The sequence below is a fragment of the Rhodoferax sp. OV413 genome (assembly GCF_900104385.1).
In the GTDB taxonomy this organism is placed as follows: domain Bacteria; phylum Pseudomonadota; class Gammaproteobacteria; order Burkholderiales; family Burkholderiaceae_C; genus Rhodoferax_B.
In genome coordinates, this window is record NZ_FNJA01000002.1 from 748,411 (window position 1) to 767,487 (window position 19,077).

The following is a 19,077-nucleotide window of genomic DNA, read 5'->3' on the forward strand; positions in this document are numbered from 1 at the left end:
GGCGGGTTCAGTGGGTGCGGCCGTCGCGGTACATGCCGCTGGTCTTGCGCGCCAGCGGCGTGGCCTGGGCCAGCCGGGCCATGGCGTGGCCTACGTGGGCGTGGGTGATGGCCATGCCCAGCGCATCGGCGGCGTCCTTGCCGGGCAGCACGGGTAGCTTTAGCAGGCGCTTGACCATTTCCTGCACCTGCGATTTGTCGGCCCGGCCGTGGCCGACCACAGCTTTCTTCATCTGCAGCGCGGTGTACTCGGACACCGGCAAATTGCTGTGCCCCAGCGCCGCCAGGCTGGCGCCGCGCGCCTGGCCCAGCAGCAGGGTGGACTGCGGGTTCACGTTGACGAAGATGATTTCCACCGAGGCCGCGTCCGGCTGGTAGCGCGCGCAGACCTCGCAGATGCCGTCGAACAAGATCTTGATGCGCGCCGGCAGCTGGCCCAGGTCCAGGTGCGTGGTCTTGATGGTGCCGCTGGCCACATAGCCCAGGTTGGAGCCGTCGACGTCGATGATGCCGAAGCCGGTGGTCTGCAGGCCGGGGTCTATGCCAAGAAGTCGCATGCTATTTAATTCGTAGCTGGTGGTGCAGGTAGAGTATGCGCTACAGCTTGAAAAACCACCGAACCGAGTGGAAGAAGATCGGCGCCGCAAAGCATAGCGCGTCGACCCGGTCCAGCAGACCGGTGGCGCCGGTAATGGACTGGCCCTGGTTGCCCCAGTTGGTGATGCCGCGGTCGCGCTTCAGCGCCTTCATCACCAGATGCCCGGCGGTACCGGCAATGCAGGCGATCAGCGCCATGGCCAGCGCCTGGCCGGGTTTGAACGGGGTGATGGCCGACAACAATCCGCCCAGCACGCCGCCGACCGCCACGCCAATCGCCCAGCTGCTCCAGTTGAAGCTTTGGCTGATGTGTGGTGCGCGCGGCGGGCGCTGCAGCTTGCGGGCCGCCAGGTGCTGCACCAGCATGCAGGTCTGCACCACCAGTACCAGGAAGAACACCAGAAACGCGCTTTTGTCCTGGTAGCCGGGGATCTCCAGCCGCACCAGCGCCGGTACATGGCTGGTGCCGTAGACGCAGACCATGATGCCCCACTGCATCTTGGCGTTGCGCTCCAGGAAACGGTGCGGGTCGTCGGCCAGCGCGCCCACCAACGGCAGCGCCAGGAATACATAGACCGGGATGAACACGGTGAACAGGTCGAAGTGCCGGCCACCGACCAGCCAGAACTGCACCGGCAGCACCACGAAAAACGCCAGGATCAGGCTGCGGTGGTCGCCCCGGTGGGTGGGCGACAAGGTGATGAATTCGCGCAGTGAGAAAAACGCCACCATGGCAAACAGCGCAATCGCCACCACCCCGCCCAGCACCCAGCTGAGCCAGAACATACCGGCCATGAACCAGGTGTTTTGCAGCAGCCGGCGCAGGTTCTGCAGCTCGTGCCCGAAGGCCGCGCCAAAGCTGTCGTCACGGCGCTCGCGCAGCGACACCAGCAGCAGCGCGCCGCTGGCCAGCACCAGCACACCAAATACCAGGATGAACAAGGCCCCGACTTGCTGGGAGGCAGTGAGGCTGCGCAGGAACTGGTTCATGGCTTAAATGTCGCGCAGCGCGATGACGTTCAGCCGCGCCCGGTCCAGGAACGCGCGGCGCTCCTCGCCGGGCTCGACCTGCATCGGCGTGCCGAAGGTTACCGAGCACAGCACCGGCACCGGGATCACCTCGCCCTTAGGCATTACGCGCTGCACGTTGTGGATCCAGGTCGGCACCAGCACCACCTGCGGGAATTGGGTGGCCAGGTTGAACAGGCCGGCCTTGAAGGGCTGGGGTTCGGGCGCATGGCCGCGGGTTCCCTCGGGGAACAGGATGATGGAGTCGCCGCTCTGCAGCGCCTCGACCAGCGGCTCCAGCGGGTCTTGCTCCACGCCCTGGGCATCCTTGGTACGGCTGCGGTCCACATAGATGGCGTTGAAGACCGCGCTGGTCAGCCATTTCTTGAAGCCGGAGGCGGTCCAGTAGTCCTTGGCAGCGATGGGGCGGGTGATGCTGCGTAGCTCTTGCGGCAGCGCGGCCCACATCAGGATCAGGTCGATATGGCTCTGGTGGTTGGCAAAATAAATCCGCTGTTCGGCCTTGGGCGGGCAGCCGTACCAGCGCGCCTGGGCACCCGTGAGCAGCCGCACAATCGCCAATAAAACAAAACCCATGATCTTTGCAAGCATGGCAGCGATGATAAGCGGGGCTGAATTTCAGGTATAAAAAGTGGCTCTGGCGTATATTCAATAAGCGCAAGCAGCTATCTATTTTGAAGCGTTCCCCGGATGCCAAGGGAAATCCCTAGTTTTCAGATTACATTAATTAATGAAAAATTAATACCATCAGCGGGGCATGGTGCCGCGCTGAGCCAACCCTTTGCTCTCACCCCACTTTTGAACGGGGAACGGCAAATCCAGGAGACTGATAGATGTTGAAGCTTTCCCAATTGGCACTTGCCATGGCCGCCGTTGTATCCGCTGGGGCCATCCAGGCCGGTGAAGTCGAAGTCCTGCATTACTGGACTTCCGGCGGTGAAGCCAAGTCGGTCGCCGAACTGAAGAAGATCATGCAGGCCAAGGGCCATGTGTGGAAAGATTTCGCCGTGGCCGGTGGCGGTGGCGACAACGCTGCCACCGTGCTGAAGAGCCGTGTGGTGTCGGGCAACCCGCCTGCGGCTGCCCAGATCAAGGGCCCAGCGATCCAGGAATGGGCTGCCGAAGGCGTGCTGGCCAATCTTGACGCGACCGCCAAGGCCGAGAAATGGGACAGCCTGCTGCCCAAGGCCGTGGCCGATGGCATGAAATACAAGGGCAACTACGTGGCCGCTCCGGTCAACGTGCACCGCGTGAACTGGGTGTGGGCGAACCCCGAAGTGCTGAAGAAGGCTGGCGTGGCTGGCATGCCCAAGACCTACGACGAATTCTTCGCCGCTGCCGACAAGATCAAGGCCGCTGGCCTGATCGCCGTGGCACACGGTGGCCAGAACTGGCAAGACTTCACCACCTTTGAATCGGTGGTGCTGGGGGTGGGCGGCGCCAAGTTCTACAGCGACGCGCTGATCAAGCTGGACCAGAAGGCTCTGACCAGCCCGACCATGCAAAAGTCGCTGGAAACCTTCCGCAAGATCAAGGGTTACACCGACGCAGCCTCCGCTGGCCGCGACTGGAACCTGACCACCGCCATGGTCATGCAGGGCAAGGCAGGCTTCCAGTTCATGGGTGACTGGGCCAAGGGCGAGTTCCTGGCGGCTGGCAAGGTGCCAGGCAAGGACTTCCTGTGCGCTGCCGCTCCTGGCACCGCCACGTCCTACACCTACAACATCGACTCGTTCGCCATGTTCAAGCTGAAGTCTGCCGATGCGCAAAAAGCCCAGGGCGACCTGGCTGCCGCCATCATGGGCACCGAGTTCCAGGAAATCTTCAACCTGAACAAGGGCTCGATCCCGGTGCGTCTGAACATGAACCTGGACAAGTTTGACGACTGCGCCAAGACCTCCGCCAAGGACTTCGTGGCCACCGCCAAGACCGGTAGCCTGGTGCCTTCCATCGCCCACGGCATGGCCGTCAGCCCTGCGGCTGAAGGTGCGATCAAGGATGCCGTCAGCCAGTTCTGGAACGACGACAAGATCTCGGTAGCTGCAGCGATGAAGAACATCGCCTCCGCCGCCCAGACGAAGTAACTCGCGCCTGGCGCATCCCCCCATCCTGCGTACGCGGGTTGGGGGTTTTAAGTTTTCAGACCGGTGCCGTAGCGCATGGCACCGGTCGTGTTTTTGAGAGCCTTCCCCCCATGAAACTGAATTTTGAGCAGGCACTGCCCAAGCTGGTGATTGCGCCCGGCTTTGTGCTGGGCTTTGCCTTTATCTATGGGCTGATGATCTGGAACGGGGTGTTGTCGCTGACGGCATCCCGCATGCTGCCCAACTACGACGAGTTTGTCGGCCTGGCGCAGTACGCCAAACTGTTCGAGATGGACCGCTGGTGGCTGGCCCTGAAGAACCTGGGCATCTTCAGCGTGCTGTACGTGGGTGGCGCGATGCTGATCGGCATGGCCCTGGCCATCGTGCTGGACCAGAAGGTTCGCGCCGAAGGCCTGCTGCGCACCATCTACCTGTACCCGATGGCGCTGTCCTTCATCGTCACCGGCACCGCCTGGAAGTGGATGCTGAACCCCAGCCTGGGCCTGGAAAAGCTGATGCACGACATCGGCTGGACCAGCTTCAGCTTCGACTGGCTGATCCAGAGCGACACCGCCATCTACTGCGTGGTGATTGCCGGCATCTGGCAGTCGGCCGGCTTTGCCATGGCCTTGTTCCTGGCCGGCCTGCGCGGCATCGACGACAGCATCATCAAGGCCGCGCAGATCGACGGCGCCAGCCTGCCGCGCATCTACTGGCGCATCATTTTGCCGATCCTGCGCCCTGTGGTGTTCTCCACCATCATGGTCTTGTCGCACCTGTCGATCAAGAGCTTCGACCTGGTGATGGCCTTGACCGGCGGCGGCCCCGGCTATGCGACCGATGTACCCGCCACCTTCATGTATGTGATGAGCTTTACCCGCGGCCAGATCGGTCTGGGCGCTGCCAGCGCCACCATGATGCTGGCCACCGTGGCCGCGATCGTGGTGCCCTATTTGTACAGTGAACTGCGGAGCAAGCCCCATGATCGCTAAGAACTTTTCCCGTGCGCTGATTTACGGCGTGCTGCTGATCGCAGCGCTGTTCTTCCTGGCACCCATGTATGTGATGCTGGTGACCTCGTTCAAGGATGCCGAAGAAATCCGCAGCGGCAACCTGCTGAGCCTGCCGCATGGCTTGAACTTCGAGTCGTGGACGCTGGCCTGGTCGAGCGCCTGTACCGGCACCGATTGCCGCGGCCTGCAGCCCTTCTTCTGGAACTCGGTGCTGATCGTGTTTCCGGCGGTGCTGATCTCTACCCTGTGGGGCGCGATCAACGGCTATGTGCTGAGTTTGTGGAAGTTCAAGGGCAGCGAGCTGCTGTTCGGCTTCATGCTGTTCGGCGTGTTCATGCCGTTCCAGGTGGTGCTGCTGCCGATGAGCCAGGTGCTGGGCTGGTTGGGCATTTCCAGCTCGGTCTACGGCCTGATCTTTGTGCACTGCCTGGCCGGTCTGGCCGGTACCACGCTGTTCTTCCGCAACTACTACGCGGCCATCCCGAAAGAGCTGGTGAATGCCGCGCGCATCGACGGCGCAGGTTTTTGGCGCATCTTCATCCGCATCATCGTGCCGCTGTCCACGCCCATCGTGATGGTCACCTTGATCTGGCAGTTCACCAATATCTGGAACGACTTCTTGTTCGGCGTGGCCTTCAGCGGCGCCGACAGCAAGCCCATCACCGTGGGCCTGAACAATATGGTCAACACCACCAGCAGCGTGAAAAACTACAACGTGGACATGGCGGCTGCCGTGATCGCGGGCCTGCCCACCATGCTGATCTACGTGTTGGCAGGGCAGTATTTCGTTAAAGGACTGACGGCCGGCGCCGTCAAGGGATAAGCACATGGCATCCGCACTCAAAATTTCTGGCATCCGTAAAACCTTCGGCAACGGCGACAAAACCGTCGAAGTGCTCAAGCGCATCGACATCGACGTGGCCCCGGGCGAGTTTTTGATCCTGGTCGGCCCGTCCGGCTGCGGCAAGTCCACCTTGCTGAACATCATTGCTGGCCTGGAGGAGCCCACCGAAGGCGCGATCCGTATCGGCGACCGCAATGTGGTCGGCGTTGCGCCGGCCCAGCGCGACATCGCCATGGTGTTCCAGAGCTATGCGCTGTATCCCACCATGAGCGTGGCTGAGAACATCGGCTTCGCGCTGGAAATGCGCAAGGTGCCCAAGGCCGACCGCGACAAGCGCATCAACGAAGTCGCCTCCATGCTGCAGATCACCCATTTGCTGGACCGCCGCCCCGCGCAGCTGTCCGGCGGCCAGCGCCAGCGTGTGGCCATGGGCCGGGCCCTGGCACGCCAGCCCCAGCTGTTCCTGTTCGACGAACCGCTGTCCAACCTGGACGCCAAGCTGCGCGTCGAGATGCGCGCCGAGATCAAGCGCCTGCACCAGGTGTCTGGCATCACCAGCGTCTACGTGACCCATGACCAAATCGAGGCCATGACCTTGGGCAGCCGCATCGCGGTGATGAAGGACGGCGTGCTGCAGCAACTCGGCACCCCGGACGACATCTACAGCCGCCCGGCCAACACCTATGTCGCCGGCTTCATTGGCTCGCCTACTATGAATATGATAGCTGGTCGTGCAGATGGTACGGGCGCTAACGGCCTGTTTGCCATCAAGGGCGGGAGCCTGCCGCTGGCCTGCCCGGCCTCCGGCGTGGATACCCTGCTGGGCCTGCGCCCCGAGCACATCGAGCTGGTAGACGCGGCGCCCTGGCGCGGTGAAGTCAGCGTGGTCGAGCCCACCGGCGCCGACACCTATGTGGTGGTGAAGACCGAGGCCGGCAACGTCACCGTGCGCACCGCGCCGCAAATCAGCGTCAAGCCTGGCGACCAGGTCGGCCTGCAGGTGGCGGCCGCCCAGGTCAGCTGGTTCAACGAAAAGACCGGCGTACGCCTGTAGCCCGGTGCTGACGGGGCCACTGCCCCCCGTCTCTCTTTCCTTCTAAGTCCTTGCCCGCATCGCAAGATGCTGCACCGTGCGCGTCACGGGGTTGGCGCGCACCCCACCCGAAAGTGTTGTTATGCGCTTGCGAAATCAGATTCTGGCCATTGGTTTGGCCGGTGCGGTCATGGCGTCTTTGGTCGGTGGCATGGGGCTGTTCAGCGCCGGGCGCCTGGCCGGGGCTTTTGACAACTCGGTCAGCATGGGCCAGGCCGTGCAGAGCAGCCAGCAGGCGGCGATGATGCAGGGCGCGGTGCGCGGCGACGTGCTGCGCGCGCTGTTCGGCTCGATCAGCCGCGACAAAGAACAGATCAGCGGCGCCCAGAAAGACCTGGCGGAACACATCGCGCTGTTCAACACCTCGTTCCAGAAGCTGGACAGCCTGCCGCTGTCGCCCGATGTGAAGGCGGTTATCGCCGCCACCCAGCCGCAGGTCAAGCAGTACACCGAGGCCGCCAGCCGGGTGCTGGACTTGACGGCCAAGGGCGCGATGGCGGCCGGCGCCATCCCCGAGTTCAACCGGCTGTTTGCCGAGCTGGAAAAGCAGATGGCGGTGCAGGTGGTGGCCATCGACAAAGATGTGCAGGCCCTGAGCGGCCGCTCCAGTCAGGTGGTCGCGCAGGCCACGCTGCTGGTGGGCACGGCCCTGGTGGTGGCCATCGTGCTGCTGGTGTTGGCTGCGCTGTGGCTGGCCCGGCATCTGGGCCGGCCCATGGCTTATGCGGTGCAGATCGCCGACCAGCTGGCCGAGGGCGATTTATCGCAGCCTGTGCGCCCGGTGGGCAACGATGAAACCCTGCAACTGCTGAACGCCATGGCGCGCATGCAGACCAGCTTCAGTGGCATCGTGCGCAGCGTCAAGGCGAATGCCGAGAACGTGGCGATCGCCAGCGCAGAGATCGCCCAGGGCAACCACGACCTGAGCGCCCGTACCGAGCACCAGGCCAGCGCGCTGCAGCAGACCGCAGCGTCGATGGAGCAGCTGCGCGCCACCGTCAGCCACAACGACCAGAACGCCAAGCAGGCGAACCAGCTGGCCCTGGGCTCGTCCAGCGTGGCCGTGCAGGGCGGCGAAGTCGTCGGCCAGGTGGTGGAGACCATGAAGGGCATCAATGAGGCTTCGCGCAAGATCGCCGACATCATCAGCGTCATCGACGGGATTGCCTTCCAAACCAATATCCTGGCGCTGAACGCGGCGGTGGAAGCCGCGCGGGCCGGCGAGCAAGGCCGCGGCTTTGCGGTGGTGGCCAGCGAGGTGCGCAGCCTGGCAGGCCGTTCGGCCGAGGCCGCCAAGGAAATCAAGCTGCTGATCGACACCAGCGTGCAGCGCGTCGAGCAGGGCAGCACCTTGGTGGACCGCGCCGGTGCCACCATGGCCGAGGTGGTGGGCAGCATCCGCCGGGTCACCGACATCATGGGCGAGATCAGCGCCTCCAGCTCCGAGCAAAACTCGGGCGTGTCGCAGGTCTCCGAGGCCGTGGCCCAGATCGACCAGGCGACCCAGCAGAACGCCGCTCTGGTGGAAGAAATGGCGGCCGCCGCCAGCAGTCTGAAAGCCCAGGCGCAGGAGCTGGTGCAGACGGTGGCGGTGTTCAAGCTGGGCGAAGCTTCCTGATGCCGCTGAGCTGATTCGCTGCCTGGCCGGGTATTCCCTATTGGGGGGATGTTTGGGGCGTCAGAGGGGCTCTGGTGCGCATAATTTGGCGCAGTTTGAACTGGAGCCGGTGTATGCTGAAGGTCGATTTTTATGCCATAAATGCCCCTGGGAGCAGCTGGATGCCGACCTTCATGAATGACCAACCGCTGTCGCGAGGAACTTCGCTTTTTCGCCAACTGACCCTCGTCACTGCTATAGCTGCGTGCTTGGCGGCTTGCCAGGAGGACCCCATGGTGGCGGGTAAGGCGCACCTCCAAAAAGAGAACTACCCCGCGGCGGTGATCGAGTTCAAGAATGCCGTCCAAGCCAATCCGAATTCGGTTGCCGCACGGTTGGCGTTGGCGGATGTGCTGGAGCGCACCTATGACTTGACGGGCACCGAGCAGCACCTGCGCAAGGCCTTGGAAGCCGGAGGCGACGCAGATGTGCTGGTGCCGCGGATTGCCCTGGTGATGCTGGATCTGAACGAGGTCGCGCAGGTCATCAATGCATTCAAGGAACGCCGCCTCGGCTCTCCCGATGCCGACAGCAATTTGCGCGCCGCGGTAGCCGTGGCCTATGTAGGTCAAAAGCAGTTTGCAGCGGCGGACGAACAACTCAAATCTGCGGCGACAAAAACGGCGGCCACTTTACTGGCCCGTGCCCAGCTGCTGCTGGCCCAAGAAAAGAAAGAGCAGGCCCTGGAAGTACTGGCCGACCCGTTGGTTGGGCAGGACGCGCCATGGTGGATTCTGCGCGGATTGGGCCGCGTCTACGAGGCGAATGGTCGGCGAGAGCAGGCCGTGCAATTTATGGCCCGTGCCTATGCCGCCGCTCCCTGGCATCGGGGTGTCGCCGGGGAATACGGGGAGTTTTTGGTGGGCTCTGGGCAGGTGGACCAGGCGATCGTGATCCGAGACAAGCTCAAGAAAATAGCGCCTGGTTATTACTGGACCCACTATCTCGATGCCCTGGTGCTGTCGCGCCAAGGCCGAACCGACGAAAGCCTTGCCGCGGCATTGAAGGTGTTAACGGTCGCACCTGAACATTTGCCCGCGAACCTGATTGTGGCTTCTGCGGAGGTGCAGAAAGGCGATCTCTTGGTGGCGAGTAAGCGGCTCAACAAGATCGCATCGGATTACCCTTATTCTTTGCCGCTGTTGCAAATGCTGGCCGAAGTTGCCATTCGCCAGAATAAAGCCAGTGATGCAACTGCCGCGATCAAGCGCGGCTTGGGCGTTGATCCCGGTAATGCGCGTTTGCTTTCTTTGCAGGTTGAAAATGAGGTCCGGCGCGGAGCCCCGAAAGAGGCTATTGCGATGCTCGAGAAGCTGCGCGCCAAAGATCCACAAAATGCCTCGTATCTACTGCGTTTGATTGAGTTGCGCCTCGCCGCAGGTGACAAGGCCGGCGGCCGGAAGCTGCTGGACCAAGCGACCCTGGCAGGACAGGATAACCCGGCGATTCAGGAGCGCGTGGTTGCGCTCGCATTGGCGATGGGGGACGTCGACCGCGTGCGCCAGTTGGCCGATGCTGCCATGCGTTTAAAACCCAAGGACCCGCAGTCGCATCTGACGCTCGCGGCAGCGCTGGATACGCAAAAAGACTCTGCCGGCGCCTGGCGCGAAGTCTTGGCGGCCCTGGATCTGCAGCCGGCTTTTCAGCCCGCATTGGTTGCGCTGGGGATGATGGCGAAAGCGCCTCAGCAGAAAGAAGAACTGCGGGAGCGCTATGGGAAAGCGCTGCAAGAAAAATCCGCGGGTGCGTCCACGTATCTTGAATATGCCCGCTTATTGCAGGACGTCAAAGCTGAGCCTGATCGGATCAAGAAGGTGTTGGAGCGCGGAGTCGTGGCCCAGCCTGCATCTACCGCGCTTCGCCAAGCCTTGGTGATGGAACAAATGCGGGCGGGGCAAGCCGATGCGGCTCTCAGCGTAGCCCAGGCGGGTGCCGCCGCCAACAATGCCAGCCCGGATGCGGTGGCTTTGCTGGCTTCTGTTCACCTACAGTCGGGCAACCAGCTTATGGCGGCGGAAACCTACCGCAAATTGGTTACAAATTACCCACAACGTTTTGAGTGGCGGCTTCAGCTGGCGGAGTTGGAGGCTGCTGCAGACCGCAAGAGAGAGGCTGCGACTCTGTTGCGTGGCTTGATCACGGATCGTCCTTCAGACTCCACGGCTTACATCATGTTGGCCAAGCTGACCTGGGCCGATAACCTGTCCGAGGCGTTGTCGATTGCCAAGGCACTCGGCGAGAAGGAGTCGCATCAGCGAACGGCGATGCTGTTGGAGGGCGACCTGCTATTTCTCGCTGGCAAGTACGACGACGCGCTTCAGCAATTCGGTAAAGCTGCCAAGGCCGGCGCGGTGCCAGCGGCTCGGCTACGGAGTATCCAGGTATTGGATAAAGCCCAGCGTGAGGATGCAGCCGAGCAGGAGCTGGCGGATAGTTTGCGCAAGTTTCCGGATGATCCGAGCGTGATCGGGTTTGCTGCCCAGCGTGCCCGTGCGCAGGGAAAGCCTGCCGTGGCGGTGGAATTCCTGAAGAAGATGGCGGCAAAAGATGCCAGCAATCCCATTGTGCTCAATGACCTTGCCTGGGCCCAAGTGGAGGCCAATCAGCCTGAGGCACTGAAAAATGCAACCCGCGCTGCGGAGCTTGCTCCCAATAGCCCGCAAGTGCTGGATACCCTGGCCATGGCGCAGGCCCAAGGCGGCTTGCAGACCGAAGCCATCGGCAATCTGCACACTGTGATCAACCTGGCTCCTACAGCGGTGGCCCCACGCTTGCGGCTTGCCGAGCTGTATATCAATGCAGGCAAACCGAAGGAAGCGACCCAATTGATGCGGGCGCTGGACCAGAAGAAACTGTCAGTTAAAGACAAAGAAACTGTGAGCCGACTCACCAAGCTGGCAGCCTGACAAGAATGAAAAAAGCGACCCGAGGGTCGCTTTTTTCGTGGGCTGCAAGTTTAGACTTGCTTGCGCCGGCGCGATGCCATCAGGCCCGCCAGGCCGATACCCATCAAAGCCAGTGATGTGGGTTCTGGAACGTCGCTGGTGGGGGGGGTGACGGAACCAAAACCGTCCAGGTACACATAGCCCGTGTGACCGGTGGGATTGCAGTCTGCGGCCAGCACCGACAAGGTGAACGTATGGCCCGACAAAGCGGAGTCGATGGCCAGTTGTTCGATTTGCCAATCTGCCGTGTAAAAGAAGTCACCCAATGCGGTAAAGCGAGTGTCTACACCACCACCACCTGCGGCGGCGTTATAAATACGGCTGATCACAGTGGTATTGGTCGTGTCGTCGTGCAATGTCAGCATCATCAAGGCGGACTCGTCTGCATCGTGACCACCATTTTCAAGAACGGCCTTCCAGGCGAAGAAGATGTTCGCCTCGGTGTAGTTGCTCACCGTTTGACTGATCGCCGAAGCGTAGCCACCATTTGTCGTGTCTTCTACGCGGTAGGAGGAATTGCCGCTGTAAACCGTGGTTCCCAACGCTGCGCCGATATTGGGATCTATCGTGCCACTGGCAATGATGGCCGAATGGGGGGTGTTGGTGTTGTATTCGGTACCGCCTGGCAGAAAAGTCGCAGGGGACATGGCTGGGTTCAAAATACTGCTACGGTCTCCACTGCTACCCACGGTCCAACCCGAGGTGTTTCCGCTTTCAAAGCCGCCGTTTACAAACGAATCGGCGTATGCGGGCGCTGCGAACAGTGCCGCAACTGCTATCCCTATTGCTGCATTTTTTAGTTTCATTGTGAGCTCCGAAGTTAGTTTCTTGAAACGTGTTAGCGGTGTTATGCCACCGCGTTGCAAGCAATCCGCACGAAATGTGCCAATTCAGTAAAGTTTCGTAAAGTGTTGTTTTGTAAAGGGTTTTTGTAAAGCGCGAAAGTTGGTTCTAAAAAATGTCAAAAATACCGACATATTTGCAGTTGCAGACATAGGGAGTAAATGTTTTGCCGAGAATGCAGAACGCTCAGCGGCATTCAGGGAAAACACCTGTTTTATTGGTCGTTAATTAATAAACAATTAACGAGTTCGGCGCGGCTATGCATGCCCGAACCCACCGGACGCAGCCTGCGCTGCGGCCACACCATAAAGAGACAGGAGACAAAAGCATGAAGAAGAAACTCATCGGGCTGGCCATCACCGCCGCCTTTGCCGTTCCGGCCATGGCGCAACAAAGCGTTGAAGTGCTGCACTGGTGGACCTCGGGTGGCGAGGCTGCGGCGCTGGGCGTGCTCAAGGGCAATCTGGAAAAGCAGGGCATCAAGTGGAACGACATGCCGGTCGCTGGTGGCGGTGGCGAACAGGCCATGACCGCGGTGCGTGCCCGCGTCACCGCTGGCAACCCACCCACCGCCGTGCAGATGCTGGGTTTCGACATCCAGGACTGGGCCAAGCAAGGTGTGCTGGCCGACCTGAACGACGTGGCCGCCAAAGAAGGCTGGGACAAGACCGTGCCTGCCGCACTGCAACGCTTCTCCAAGTTCAATGGCAAGTGGGTGTCGGCACCAGTGAACGTGCATTCCACCAACTGGGTCTGGGCCAACAAGGAAGTGCTGGCCAAGGCTGGCATCACCTCCGACCCCAAGACCTGGGATGAATTCATTGCCGACGGCGAAAAGCTGCAGAAAGCCGGCTTCATCGCCCTGGCCCACGGTGGCCAGCCATGGCAGGACGCCACGATATTCGACGGCGTGGTGATCTCCACTGGCGGCGTGGACTTCTACCGCAAGGCCTTTATCGACCTGGACCCCAAATCGCTGAACTCGCCCACCATGCTGAAGGCGTTTGACCGTATGTCCCAGCTGCGCAAGCTGGTCGATAAAGACTTCTCCGGCCGCGACTGGAACGTGGCTGCCGGCATGGTGATCAGCGGCAAGGCCGGCTTCCAGATCATGGGCGACTGGGCCAAGGGCGAATTCATTGGCGCCAAGAAGGTGCCGGGCAAGGACTTCTCCTGCTTCCGCGTACCCGGCACGCAAGGCGTGGTGTCATTCAACTCCGACCAGTTCGCCATGTTCAAGGTCGGTGCCGATAAGGTGGCGGCCCAGACCAAGCTGGCTTCCGCCATCATGGACCCCGGCTTTCAGTCGGCCTTTAACGTGGTCAAGGGCTCGGTGCCTGCGCGTACCGATGTGTCCGACAAGGACTTCGACGACTGCGGCAAGAAGGGCATGAAGGACTTCGCCGAAGCCAACACCAAGAATACCTTGGTCGGCTCCATGGCCCACGGCCATGCTGTGCCAGCGTCCATCAAGAATGCTTTCTACGACGTGATCACGCGCCACTTCAATGGCCAGATCGATTCGAAGAAGGCCGTGGTGGAACTGGCCGCTGCTGCGAAAAGCTAAACACCCCCAGGCTTCGCTGCGCTACGCCAACCCCCTTGCAGGGGGCGATACCAGTGGCCCGGCAAAGCCGGTTCCACGGTATCCCTGGAGGGGGAGCTCGCGTCTGAGCCAAGGGTTGACTAGTTGGCAAGAGGCTCAACCTGCTCGCAGGGCGGGTTTTCGCCCTGTTTGTATCTGGGCCGACCTTGTAGCGTCGGCCCTGTTCGTTTCCCTTTGAGGTTCCGCATGAAAGCTGGTTTTCTACCCAAGCTGCTGATCACCCCGAGCGCCTTGTTGGTGCTGGTGTGCGTCTACGGCTACATCATGTTCACCATTTATTTGTCGTTCACCGCCTCGACCCTGATGCCGCAGTACGAGTGGGTGGGCACGGCCAATTACCACCGGCTGATGGGCCTGGAGAACTGGTCGGTGGCGCTGTCGAATCTGTGGGTGTTCGCCTCGTTGTACATCGTGATTGCGATGGCGCTCGGTCTGACCTTGGCGATTCTGATCGACCAGAAAGTGCGTGCAGAAAGCGGCTTGCGTTCGGTGTTTTTGTACCCGATGGCGCTGTCCTTCATCGTCACCGGCACCGCCTGGAAATGGCTGCTCGATCCCGGCGTGGGCCTGGAGCACACCATGCAAACCCTGGGCTGGAGCAACTTCACCTTCGGCTGGATCAAGGATTCGGAAATGGCCATCTACTGCGTGGTGATTGCCGCCGTCTGGCAGACCACGGGCTTTGTCATGGCGATGTTTCTGGCAGGCTTGCGCGGGGTTGATTCCGAGCAGATCAACGCCGCCCGGCTGGACGGCGCCAAGAGTTGGCAGATCTACCAGCGCATCATCATTCCGCAGCTCGGGCCGGTGTTCATCTCGGCCTTTGTGATCCTGGCGCACATGGCCATCAAGTCCTACGACCTGGTGATCGCGCTGACCAATGGCGGGCCGGGCCGCTCCACCTGGCTGCCCTCGGTGTTCATGTACCAGTACACCTTTACCCGCAACGAAATGGCCGTCGGCGCCGCCAGCTCGGTGCTGATGCTGGTGGCCATCGGCGTGGTGGTGCTGCCGTATCTGTACGGCGAAATGCGGAAGGTCAAAAATGGATAAGACCTTGTCGCGCTTTCTGCGCATTGCGCTGTATGGGGTGCTGGTCGGTACGGCGCTGCTGTTCATCCTGCCGGTGTACGTGATGGTGGTGAATTCGCTCAAACCACTGGACGAAATCCGCAACGGCAATCTGATGTCGCTGCCGCTGGACTGGACGCTGGCGCCCTGGCGCAGTGCCTGGAGCACGGCGCAGATCGGCGTGCAGGCCACGGGCCTGAAGCCGTATTTCATCAACTCGTTTCTGCTGGTGATTCCGGCGGTGGTGATCTCCACGCTGATCGGCGCGCTGAACGGCTACATCCTGACCCAGTTCAAGATGCGCTTCGCCCACGCGCTGTTTGCGGCGATGCTGTTCTCGGTGTTCATTCCGTTCCAGATCGTGCTGATACCGATGGCCAAGACCTTGGGCTTCCTGGGCCTGGCGGGCACGGTGAAGGGACTGATTTTCGTCAACGTGGTCTACGGCATCGGCTTCACCACGCTGTTCTTCCGCAACTACTACGCGGCCTTTCCGGCCGAGCTGATCCGCTCGGCGCGGATGGACGGCGCCAACTTCTTTGGCGTGCTGTGGCGCATCCTGCTGCCCAACAGCGCGCCCATCATTGTGGTCACGGTGATCTGGCAGTTCACCAACATCTGGAATGAGTTCCTGTTCGGCGCTTCGTTCAGCGACTACACCTCGTTCCCGCTCACCGTAGCCTTGAACAATCTGGTCAGCAGCTCCACCGGAGTCAAGGAATACAACGTGCATTTCGCCGGCGCCTTCATCGCCGCGATTCCCACGCTCATCGTCTACCTGGTGTCGGGTAAATATTTCGTCCGCGGCCTGATGGCCGGGTCTGTCAAAGGTTGATCACATGGCTTCGTTAGACCTCGTTCACATCAAAAAGAGTTTCGATAGCGTTCAGATACTGCACGACATCACCATCTCGCTGGCCGATGGCGAATTCCTGGTGCTGGTCGGCCCCAGCGGCTGCGGCAAGAGCACGCTGATGAATGTCATCGCCGGGCTGGAAGACCCCACGGCCGGCAGCCTGCGCCTGGATGGCCAGGACATTACCCAGGTGGCGCCGGCCGAGCGGAATATCTCGATGGTGTTTCAGTCCTACGCGCTGTACCCGAACATGACGGTGGCCAAGAACATCGAGTTCCCGCTGGAGATGCGCAAGGTGGCGAAGAACGTGCGCGCCGAGCGCGTGGCCAGCGTCGCCAAACTACTGCAGATCGAGCACCTGTTGCAGCGCAAGCCGCGCCAGCTGTCTGGCGGCCAGCGCCAGCGCGTGGCCATCGGCCGGGCCTTGGCGCGCGAGCCCAAGCTGTACCTGTTCGACGAGCCGCTGTCCAACCTCGACGCGCAGCTGCGGCTGGATATGCGTACCGAAATCAAGAAGCTGCACCAGCGGCTGAAAGCCACCATCGTCTACGTGACGCACGATCAGATCGAGGCCATGACCCTGGCCACCCGCATCGCCGTGATGAAGGGCGGCGTGGTGCAGCAGCTGGGCACGCCGCACGAGGTTTACAACCGGCCGGCGAATACCTTTGTCGCCAGCTTCATGGGTTCGCCGCGGATGAACCTGGCCAAGGCCCGCGTCATCGAGGAAGGTGCCGGCCTGGCGCTGGAGATACAGCAGGGCGATCGACCGGCGGTGCGCATCGCGCTGCCCTCGGTGCCGGCCGGACTGAATGCCTACCGCGGCAAGGAAGTGATTGCCGGCATCCGTGCCGAGGCGATCGACCTGGTGCGCGACGGTGCGACGCCGACCGCGATGCAGCGCCTGGTGTCAGCCCGTGTCGAAGTGATCGAGCCCACCGGCGCCGACACCCTGGTAGTACTGAATGTCGGCGGCCATGAGTTCACCGCCCGGGTCGAGCCCGACGCGCCGCTGACGCCGGGCCAGGAGACGCAGTTCCTGGTCGATCTGAGCAAGCTGGTCTGCTTCGATGTGCAGACCGAGCAGCTGATCGCGTGAAGCGTTTTTGAAAGAAATAGGCTGCTAGCGCAGGTATTACCTGCGCTAGCAGCTATTAATTCAGTAGCAATTCAATTGCCGTACCCCATCTGGCTGCGGCCCAGCGGTGTCAGGTCGGCCGGCGTGAAGCGGCCCTCGAAATCCACCTCGTAGTCCTCAGCCGCAAAGTCGGGCGATGATTTGCCGGCCTCGAACGCGGGCCGCTGTTTCGCCAGAAACGCCTGGTTCTTGGCGCAATCGGGGGCGGCGCCGATGTAGATCACATTGCTGTATCCGCTACCCTGGTGCTTGTCTTCCACGCCGTGGATGGTGTCGGGGTGCCACCAGACGGTGTCGCCGGCGTTGACCTTGGGGATGGGGCCGTAGGCGCGCAGTAGCAGCGCGTGGTGCTCGGGCGAGGCGACCAGCGCGCGGCCGGCACGGGCGCCGCAGAGCTGGTCTTCGGCGATGTCGTCCTGCAGCGCGCGCAGCAGCATCCAGGCCATCGCGTTGGCGACCGGTACCAGGTTTAGCGTGCCGTCGCCCGGGCCTTGCGGCGTGAGCGCGGTCCAGCCCTGGAAGGTGCGGAACATGCTGCACACGGCGGGCGAGGGGATTTCATGTGTCTCGGTGCGGTAGGCAGCGGCGAACGGGTCGTACTGGCTGATGTCGCCACCGAACACATGGCGGAAGACGTTCTGGTAGCCGGGGTCGATCCAGCGCTCGATGGAACCGCCGTCCATGTGCGGCGACAGGCCTAGCGAAGCATCGCCCGGTTCGCGCTGGCGCACGCGGTCGGAGTAGGTGCATTCCTGGTCCGGGTTGAACACCGGCTTGCCGTCATGCTGGCTGTCCCACAGGCGGTTCAGCCAGCGGCGCGTCTGGGCCAGCTCGACCGACTGGCGCGCATCCATCTGCGGCTTGGACCAGTAGATGCCGTAGATTTGCGGCTTGGAGCTGGCCAGCGCGCTGAAGTACTTGTCGATGCCGCGCTTGCTGACCTGCTTGTCCAGGTAATGGTTGTCGCTGATGTAGCTGGCCAGGTCGGTGTTCCATTGCGCCACGCGTGCCGGATCGAACACGCCGCGGATCACCACGCAGCCGCGCTGCTTGATACGGGCGATCTGCGCCGCGTCCAGCGTGTCGAGCTGGCTGAACTGCACATCGGGCACCGGCTGCAGGCCCTGGGCGCGTTCGCGTTCTATGGTTTCCACCTGGGCTTCGATGTTGCGCGTCAGGGCTTCGAAGCGTTCTTTCAGGTCTGGTATCTGGGCGCGCAGCTGGCGCTTGGCGGCGATGATCTGGCTTTGGAAATTCAGGTTCGGGTCAGCTTGTTGCATGGAATAGCTCCAGAGTGGGCGGGGTGAAAAGTTGCTGGCTGGGCGCCAGATCGGGCTGGGCAAAGCGCGCCAGCATGCGGCTGCCCAGCGCGTGGCCGGCGCGGTGCATGTCTTCAAAACAGGCCCAGAACGGCTGGCGTATGTACTGCGGCAGCGGGCTGCTATAGCGCAGGACCAGCTCCATCTGCTTGCTGGCACCGGGGCCCACCTGCAGGCCGCTGTCAGCCAGGGCACTGAGCAGTGGCAGGATGGGGGCTTCGCGCGTCAGCACCAGGCCGTCAAAGGCGCTGGCATGGGCACGCGTCCATTGGTAGATGGCATCCGGCGGGTCGTCCAGGCTGACTGCCTGTATGCAAACGCCTGCTACGCCCAGGCGCAGGCAGGCCTGCGCGAAACCATCGGCCAGATGCTGCTGAAAGCTGGCGGCCCCTGCCGGCAGCAGAATGCCCAGGCGCTTGCGCCCCTGCGCCACCAAGGTTTCTACCGCCATGTCGGCAAAGCGCTCGTTGGCAAAGTCCACGCTGTCGTGGGCGGGCAGCTGGGTGCGGCCATAGGTGATGAAGGGAAAGTCCATGCGCTGCAGCCAGCGCACGCGCGCATCTTGCGGCGAGGTATACGACAGCACCAGGCCATCGGCCAGGCCGCGCTCCATCACGTACTGCACGCTGTCCAGCGCATCGTGGCCGGCCAGCTGCGGCAACACGATCAGGTGGTAGTCGGTGTCTTGCAGCGCATCGCCCAGGCCGAGCAGAAAGTCCTTGAAGCCGAGTTGGGTCGCGTCCTGCCGGTCCTGGATGAAGGCCAGCGTATGGGTCTTGCCGGTTTTCAGCCGCACGGCCGCGCGGTCGCGCACATAGTGCAGATCGCGGGCGGCCTGCAGCACCTTGTCGCGGGTTTCGGGCAGCACGCTGGGCAGGCCCGCCAGCGCGCGCGACACCGTGGCCGACGACAAGCCGGTGGCCTTGGCCAAGGTGGTGATACTGGCTTTTCTGGGTTGCATCTTGTCTCCTGGTGCAAATTAT

General features: G+C 62.0%; 16 protein-coding genes. 10 read left to right on the plus strand and 6 right to left on the minus strand.

Annotated elements, in window-relative coordinates:
• Positions 1-7 precede the first annotated feature (7 nt).
• Genes ruvC through BLT66_RS10985 form a run of 3 tightly spaced genes read right to left on the minus strand, consistent with a single transcriptional unit; the run spans position 8 to position 2,216 of the window.
• Positions 8-556: a crossover junction endodeoxyribonuclease RuvC gene (gene ruvC, locus BLT66_RS10975; RefSeq protein ID WP_092757703.1), complete on the minus strand. Its 549-nt coding sequence runs from the start codon at positions 554-556 to the stop codon at positions 8-10.
• A gap of 40 nt (positions 557-596) precedes the next feature.
• On the minus strand, positions 597-1,586 hold the full coding sequence (locus tag BLT66_RS10980) for a phosphatidate cytidylyltransferase (RefSeq protein WP_092757704.1): 990 nt from the start codon (positions 1,584-1,586) through the stop codon (positions 597-599).
• Positions 1,587-1,589: 3 nt separating this feature from the next.
• Positions 1,590-2,216 (minus strand): lysophospholipid acyltransferase family protein, encoded by a 627-nt coding sequence (locus BLT66_RS10985; protein ID WP_092757705.1) that lies wholly within the window; start codon positions 2,214-2,216, stop codon positions 1,590-1,592.
• A 242-nt stretch (positions 2,217-2,458) separates the two neighbouring features.
• Between BLT66_RS10985 and BLT66_RS10990 the strand changes: the two genes are divergently transcribed.
• The 6 genes from BLT66_RS10990 to prsT all read left to right on the plus strand — a co-directional run bounded on the left by BLT66_RS10990 (position 2,459) and on the right by prsT (position 11,222).
• Entirely contained in the window at positions 2,459-3,709 is a 1,251-nt protein-coding gene (locus BLT66_RS10990; RefSeq protein WP_092757706.1) for an ABC transporter substrate-binding protein, read from the plus strand.
• A gap of 110 nt (positions 3,710-3,819) precedes the next feature.
• On the plus strand, positions 3,820-4,701 hold the full coding sequence (locus BLT66_RS10995; protein WP_092757707.1) for a carbohydrate ABC transporter permease: 882 nt from the start codon (positions 3,820-3,822) through the stop codon (positions 4,699-4,701).
• Entirely contained in the window at positions 4,691-5,545 is an 855-nt protein-coding gene (locus BLT66_RS11000; RefSeq protein WP_092757708.1) for a carbohydrate ABC transporter permease, read from the plus strand. The genes BLT66_RS10995 and BLT66_RS11000 overlap by 11 nt, the downstream gene beginning before the upstream one ends.
• Positions 5,546-5,549: 4 nt before the next feature.
• Entirely contained in the window at positions 5,550-6,620 is a 1,071-nt protein-coding gene (locus BLT66_RS11005) for an ABC transporter ATP-binding protein (RefSeq protein ID WP_092757709.1), read from the plus strand.
• Between the two features lie 121 nt (positions 6,621-6,741).
• On the plus strand, positions 6,742-8,277 hold the full coding sequence (locus tag BLT66_RS11010) for a methyl-accepting chemotaxis protein (RefSeq protein ID WP_092757710.1): 1,536 nt from the start codon (positions 6,742-6,744) through the stop codon (positions 8,275-8,277).
• 113 nt (positions 8,278-8,390) lie between these two features.
• Entirely contained in the window at positions 8,391-11,222 is a 2,832-nt protein-coding gene (gene prsT / locus BLT66_RS11015; RefSeq protein ID WP_092757711.1) for an XrtA/PEP-CTERM system TPR-repeat protein PrsT, read from the plus strand.
• Between the two features lie 50 nt (positions 11,223-11,272).
• On the opposite strand, the gene BLT66_RS11020 is transcribed toward prsT, so the two are convergent.
• Positions 11,273-12,067 (minus strand): PEP-CTERM sorting domain-containing protein, encoded by a 795-nt coding sequence (locus BLT66_RS11020; protein WP_092757712.1) that lies wholly within the window; start codon positions 12,065-12,067, stop codon positions 11,273-11,275.
• A 365-nt stretch (positions 12,068-12,432) separates the two neighbouring features.
• On the opposite strand from BLT66_RS11020, the gene BLT66_RS11025 reads away from it, so the two are divergent.
• The 4 genes from BLT66_RS11025 to BLT66_RS11040 all read left to right on the plus strand — a co-directional run bounded on the left by BLT66_RS11025 (position 12,433) and on the right by BLT66_RS11040 (position 16,736).
• Positions 12,433-13,671 carry an ABC transporter substrate-binding protein gene (locus BLT66_RS11025; protein WP_092757713.1) on the plus strand — a complete coding sequence of 413 codons (1,239 nt, stop codon included), beginning with the start codon at positions 12,433-12,435 and terminating at the stop codon, positions 13,669-13,671.
• Between the two features lie 225 nt (positions 13,672-13,896).
• Positions 13,897-14,763: a carbohydrate ABC transporter permease gene (locus tag BLT66_RS11030; RefSeq protein WP_092757714.1), complete on the plus strand. Its 867-nt coding sequence runs from the start codon at positions 13,897-13,899 to the stop codon at positions 14,761-14,763.
• Positions 14,756-15,616 carry a carbohydrate ABC transporter permease gene (locus BLT66_RS11035; RefSeq protein WP_092757715.1) on the plus strand — a complete coding sequence of 287 codons (861 nt, stop codon included), beginning with the start codon at positions 14,756-14,758 and terminating at the stop codon, positions 15,614-15,616. Before BLT66_RS11030 ends, BLT66_RS11035 begins: the two co-directional genes overlap by 8 nt.
• Before the next feature lie 4 nt (positions 15,617-15,620).
• Positions 15,621-16,736, plus strand: coding sequence for an ABC transporter ATP-binding protein (locus BLT66_RS11040; protein WP_092757716.1), 1,116 nt, complete (start codon positions 15,621-15,623; stop codon positions 16,734-16,736).
• A gap of 71 nt (positions 16,737-16,807) precedes the next feature.
• Here BLT66_RS11040 and BLT66_RS11045 read toward each other — a convergent pair whose 3' ends face one another.
• Together BLT66_RS11045 and BLT66_RS11050 are read right to left on the minus strand one after the other, a co-directional pair.
• Positions 16,808-18,055, minus strand: coding sequence for a YbiU family protein (locus tag BLT66_RS11045; RefSeq protein ID WP_092757717.1), 1,248 nt, complete (start codon positions 18,053-18,055; stop codon positions 16,808-16,810).
• Entirely contained in the window at positions 18,042-19,055 is a 1,014-nt protein-coding gene (locus BLT66_RS11050) for a LacI family DNA-binding transcriptional regulator (protein WP_092757718.1), read from the minus strand. The genes BLT66_RS11045 and BLT66_RS11050 overlap by 14 nt, the downstream gene beginning before the upstream one ends.
• Positions 19,056-19,077: the final 22 nt, after the last annotated feature.

What these genes read in the sequence shown, in the direction of transcription:
- ruvC (WP_092757703.1), bottom strand. Translation starts at nt 556, where the DNA reads ATGCGACTTCTTGGCATAGACCCCGGCCTGCAGACCACCGGCTTCGGC.
- BLT66_RS10980 (WP_092757704.1), bottom strand. Translation starts at nt 1,586, where the DNA reads ATGAACCAGTTCCTGCGCAGCCTCACTGCCTCCCAGCAAGTCGGGGCC.
- BLT66_RS10985 (WP_092757705.1), bottom strand. Translation starts at nt 2,216, where the DNA reads ATGCTTGCAAAGATCATGGGTTTTGTTTTATTGGCGATTGTGCGGCTG.
- BLT66_RS10990 (WP_092757706.1), top strand. Translation starts at nt 2,459, where the DNA reads ATGTTGAAGCTTTCCCAATTGGCACTTGCCATGGCCGCCGTTGTATCC.
- BLT66_RS10995 (WP_092757707.1), top strand. Translation starts at nt 3,820, where the DNA reads ATGAAACTGAATTTTGAGCAGGCACTGCCCAAGCTGGTGATTGCGCCC.
- BLT66_RS11000 (WP_092757708.1), top strand. Translation starts at nt 4,691, where the DNA reads ATGATCGCTAAGAACTTTTCCCGTGCGCTGATTTACGGCGTGCTGCTG.
- BLT66_RS11005 (WP_092757709.1), top strand. Translation starts at nt 5,550, where the DNA reads ATGGCATCCGCACTCAAAATTTCTGGCATCCGTAAAACCTTCGGCAAC.
- BLT66_RS11010 (WP_092757710.1), top strand. Translation starts at nt 6,742, where the DNA reads ATGCGCTTGCGAAATCAGATTCTGGCCATTGGTTTGGCCGGTGCGGTC.
- prsT (WP_092757711.1), top strand. Translation starts at nt 8,391, where the DNA reads ATGCTGAAGGTCGATTTTTATGCCATAAATGCCCCTGGGAGCAGCTGG.
- BLT66_RS11020 (WP_092757712.1), bottom strand. Translation starts at nt 12,067, where the DNA reads ATGAAACTAAAAAATGCAGCAATAGGGATAGCAGTTGCGGCACTGTTC.
- BLT66_RS11025 (WP_092757713.1), top strand. Translation starts at nt 12,433, where the DNA reads ATGAAGAAGAAACTCATCGGGCTGGCCATCACCGCCGCCTTTGCCGTT.
- BLT66_RS11030 (WP_092757714.1), top strand. Translation starts at nt 13,897, where the DNA reads ATGAAAGCTGGTTTTCTACCCAAGCTGCTGATCACCCCGAGCGCCTTG.
- BLT66_RS11035 (WP_092757715.1), top strand. Translation starts at nt 14,756, where the DNA reads ATGGATAAGACCTTGTCGCGCTTTCTGCGCATTGCGCTGTATGGGGTG.
- BLT66_RS11040 (WP_092757716.1), top strand. Translation starts at nt 15,621, where the DNA reads ATGGCTTCGTTAGACCTCGTTCACATCAAAAAGAGTTTCGATAGCGTT.
- BLT66_RS11045 (WP_092757717.1), bottom strand. Translation starts at nt 18,055, where the DNA reads ATGCAACAAGCTGACCCGAACCTGAATTTCCAAAGCCAGATCATCGCC.
- BLT66_RS11050 (WP_092757718.1), bottom strand. Translation starts at nt 19,055, where the DNA reads ATGCAACCCAGAAAAGCCAGTATCACCACCTTGGCCAAGGCCACCGGC.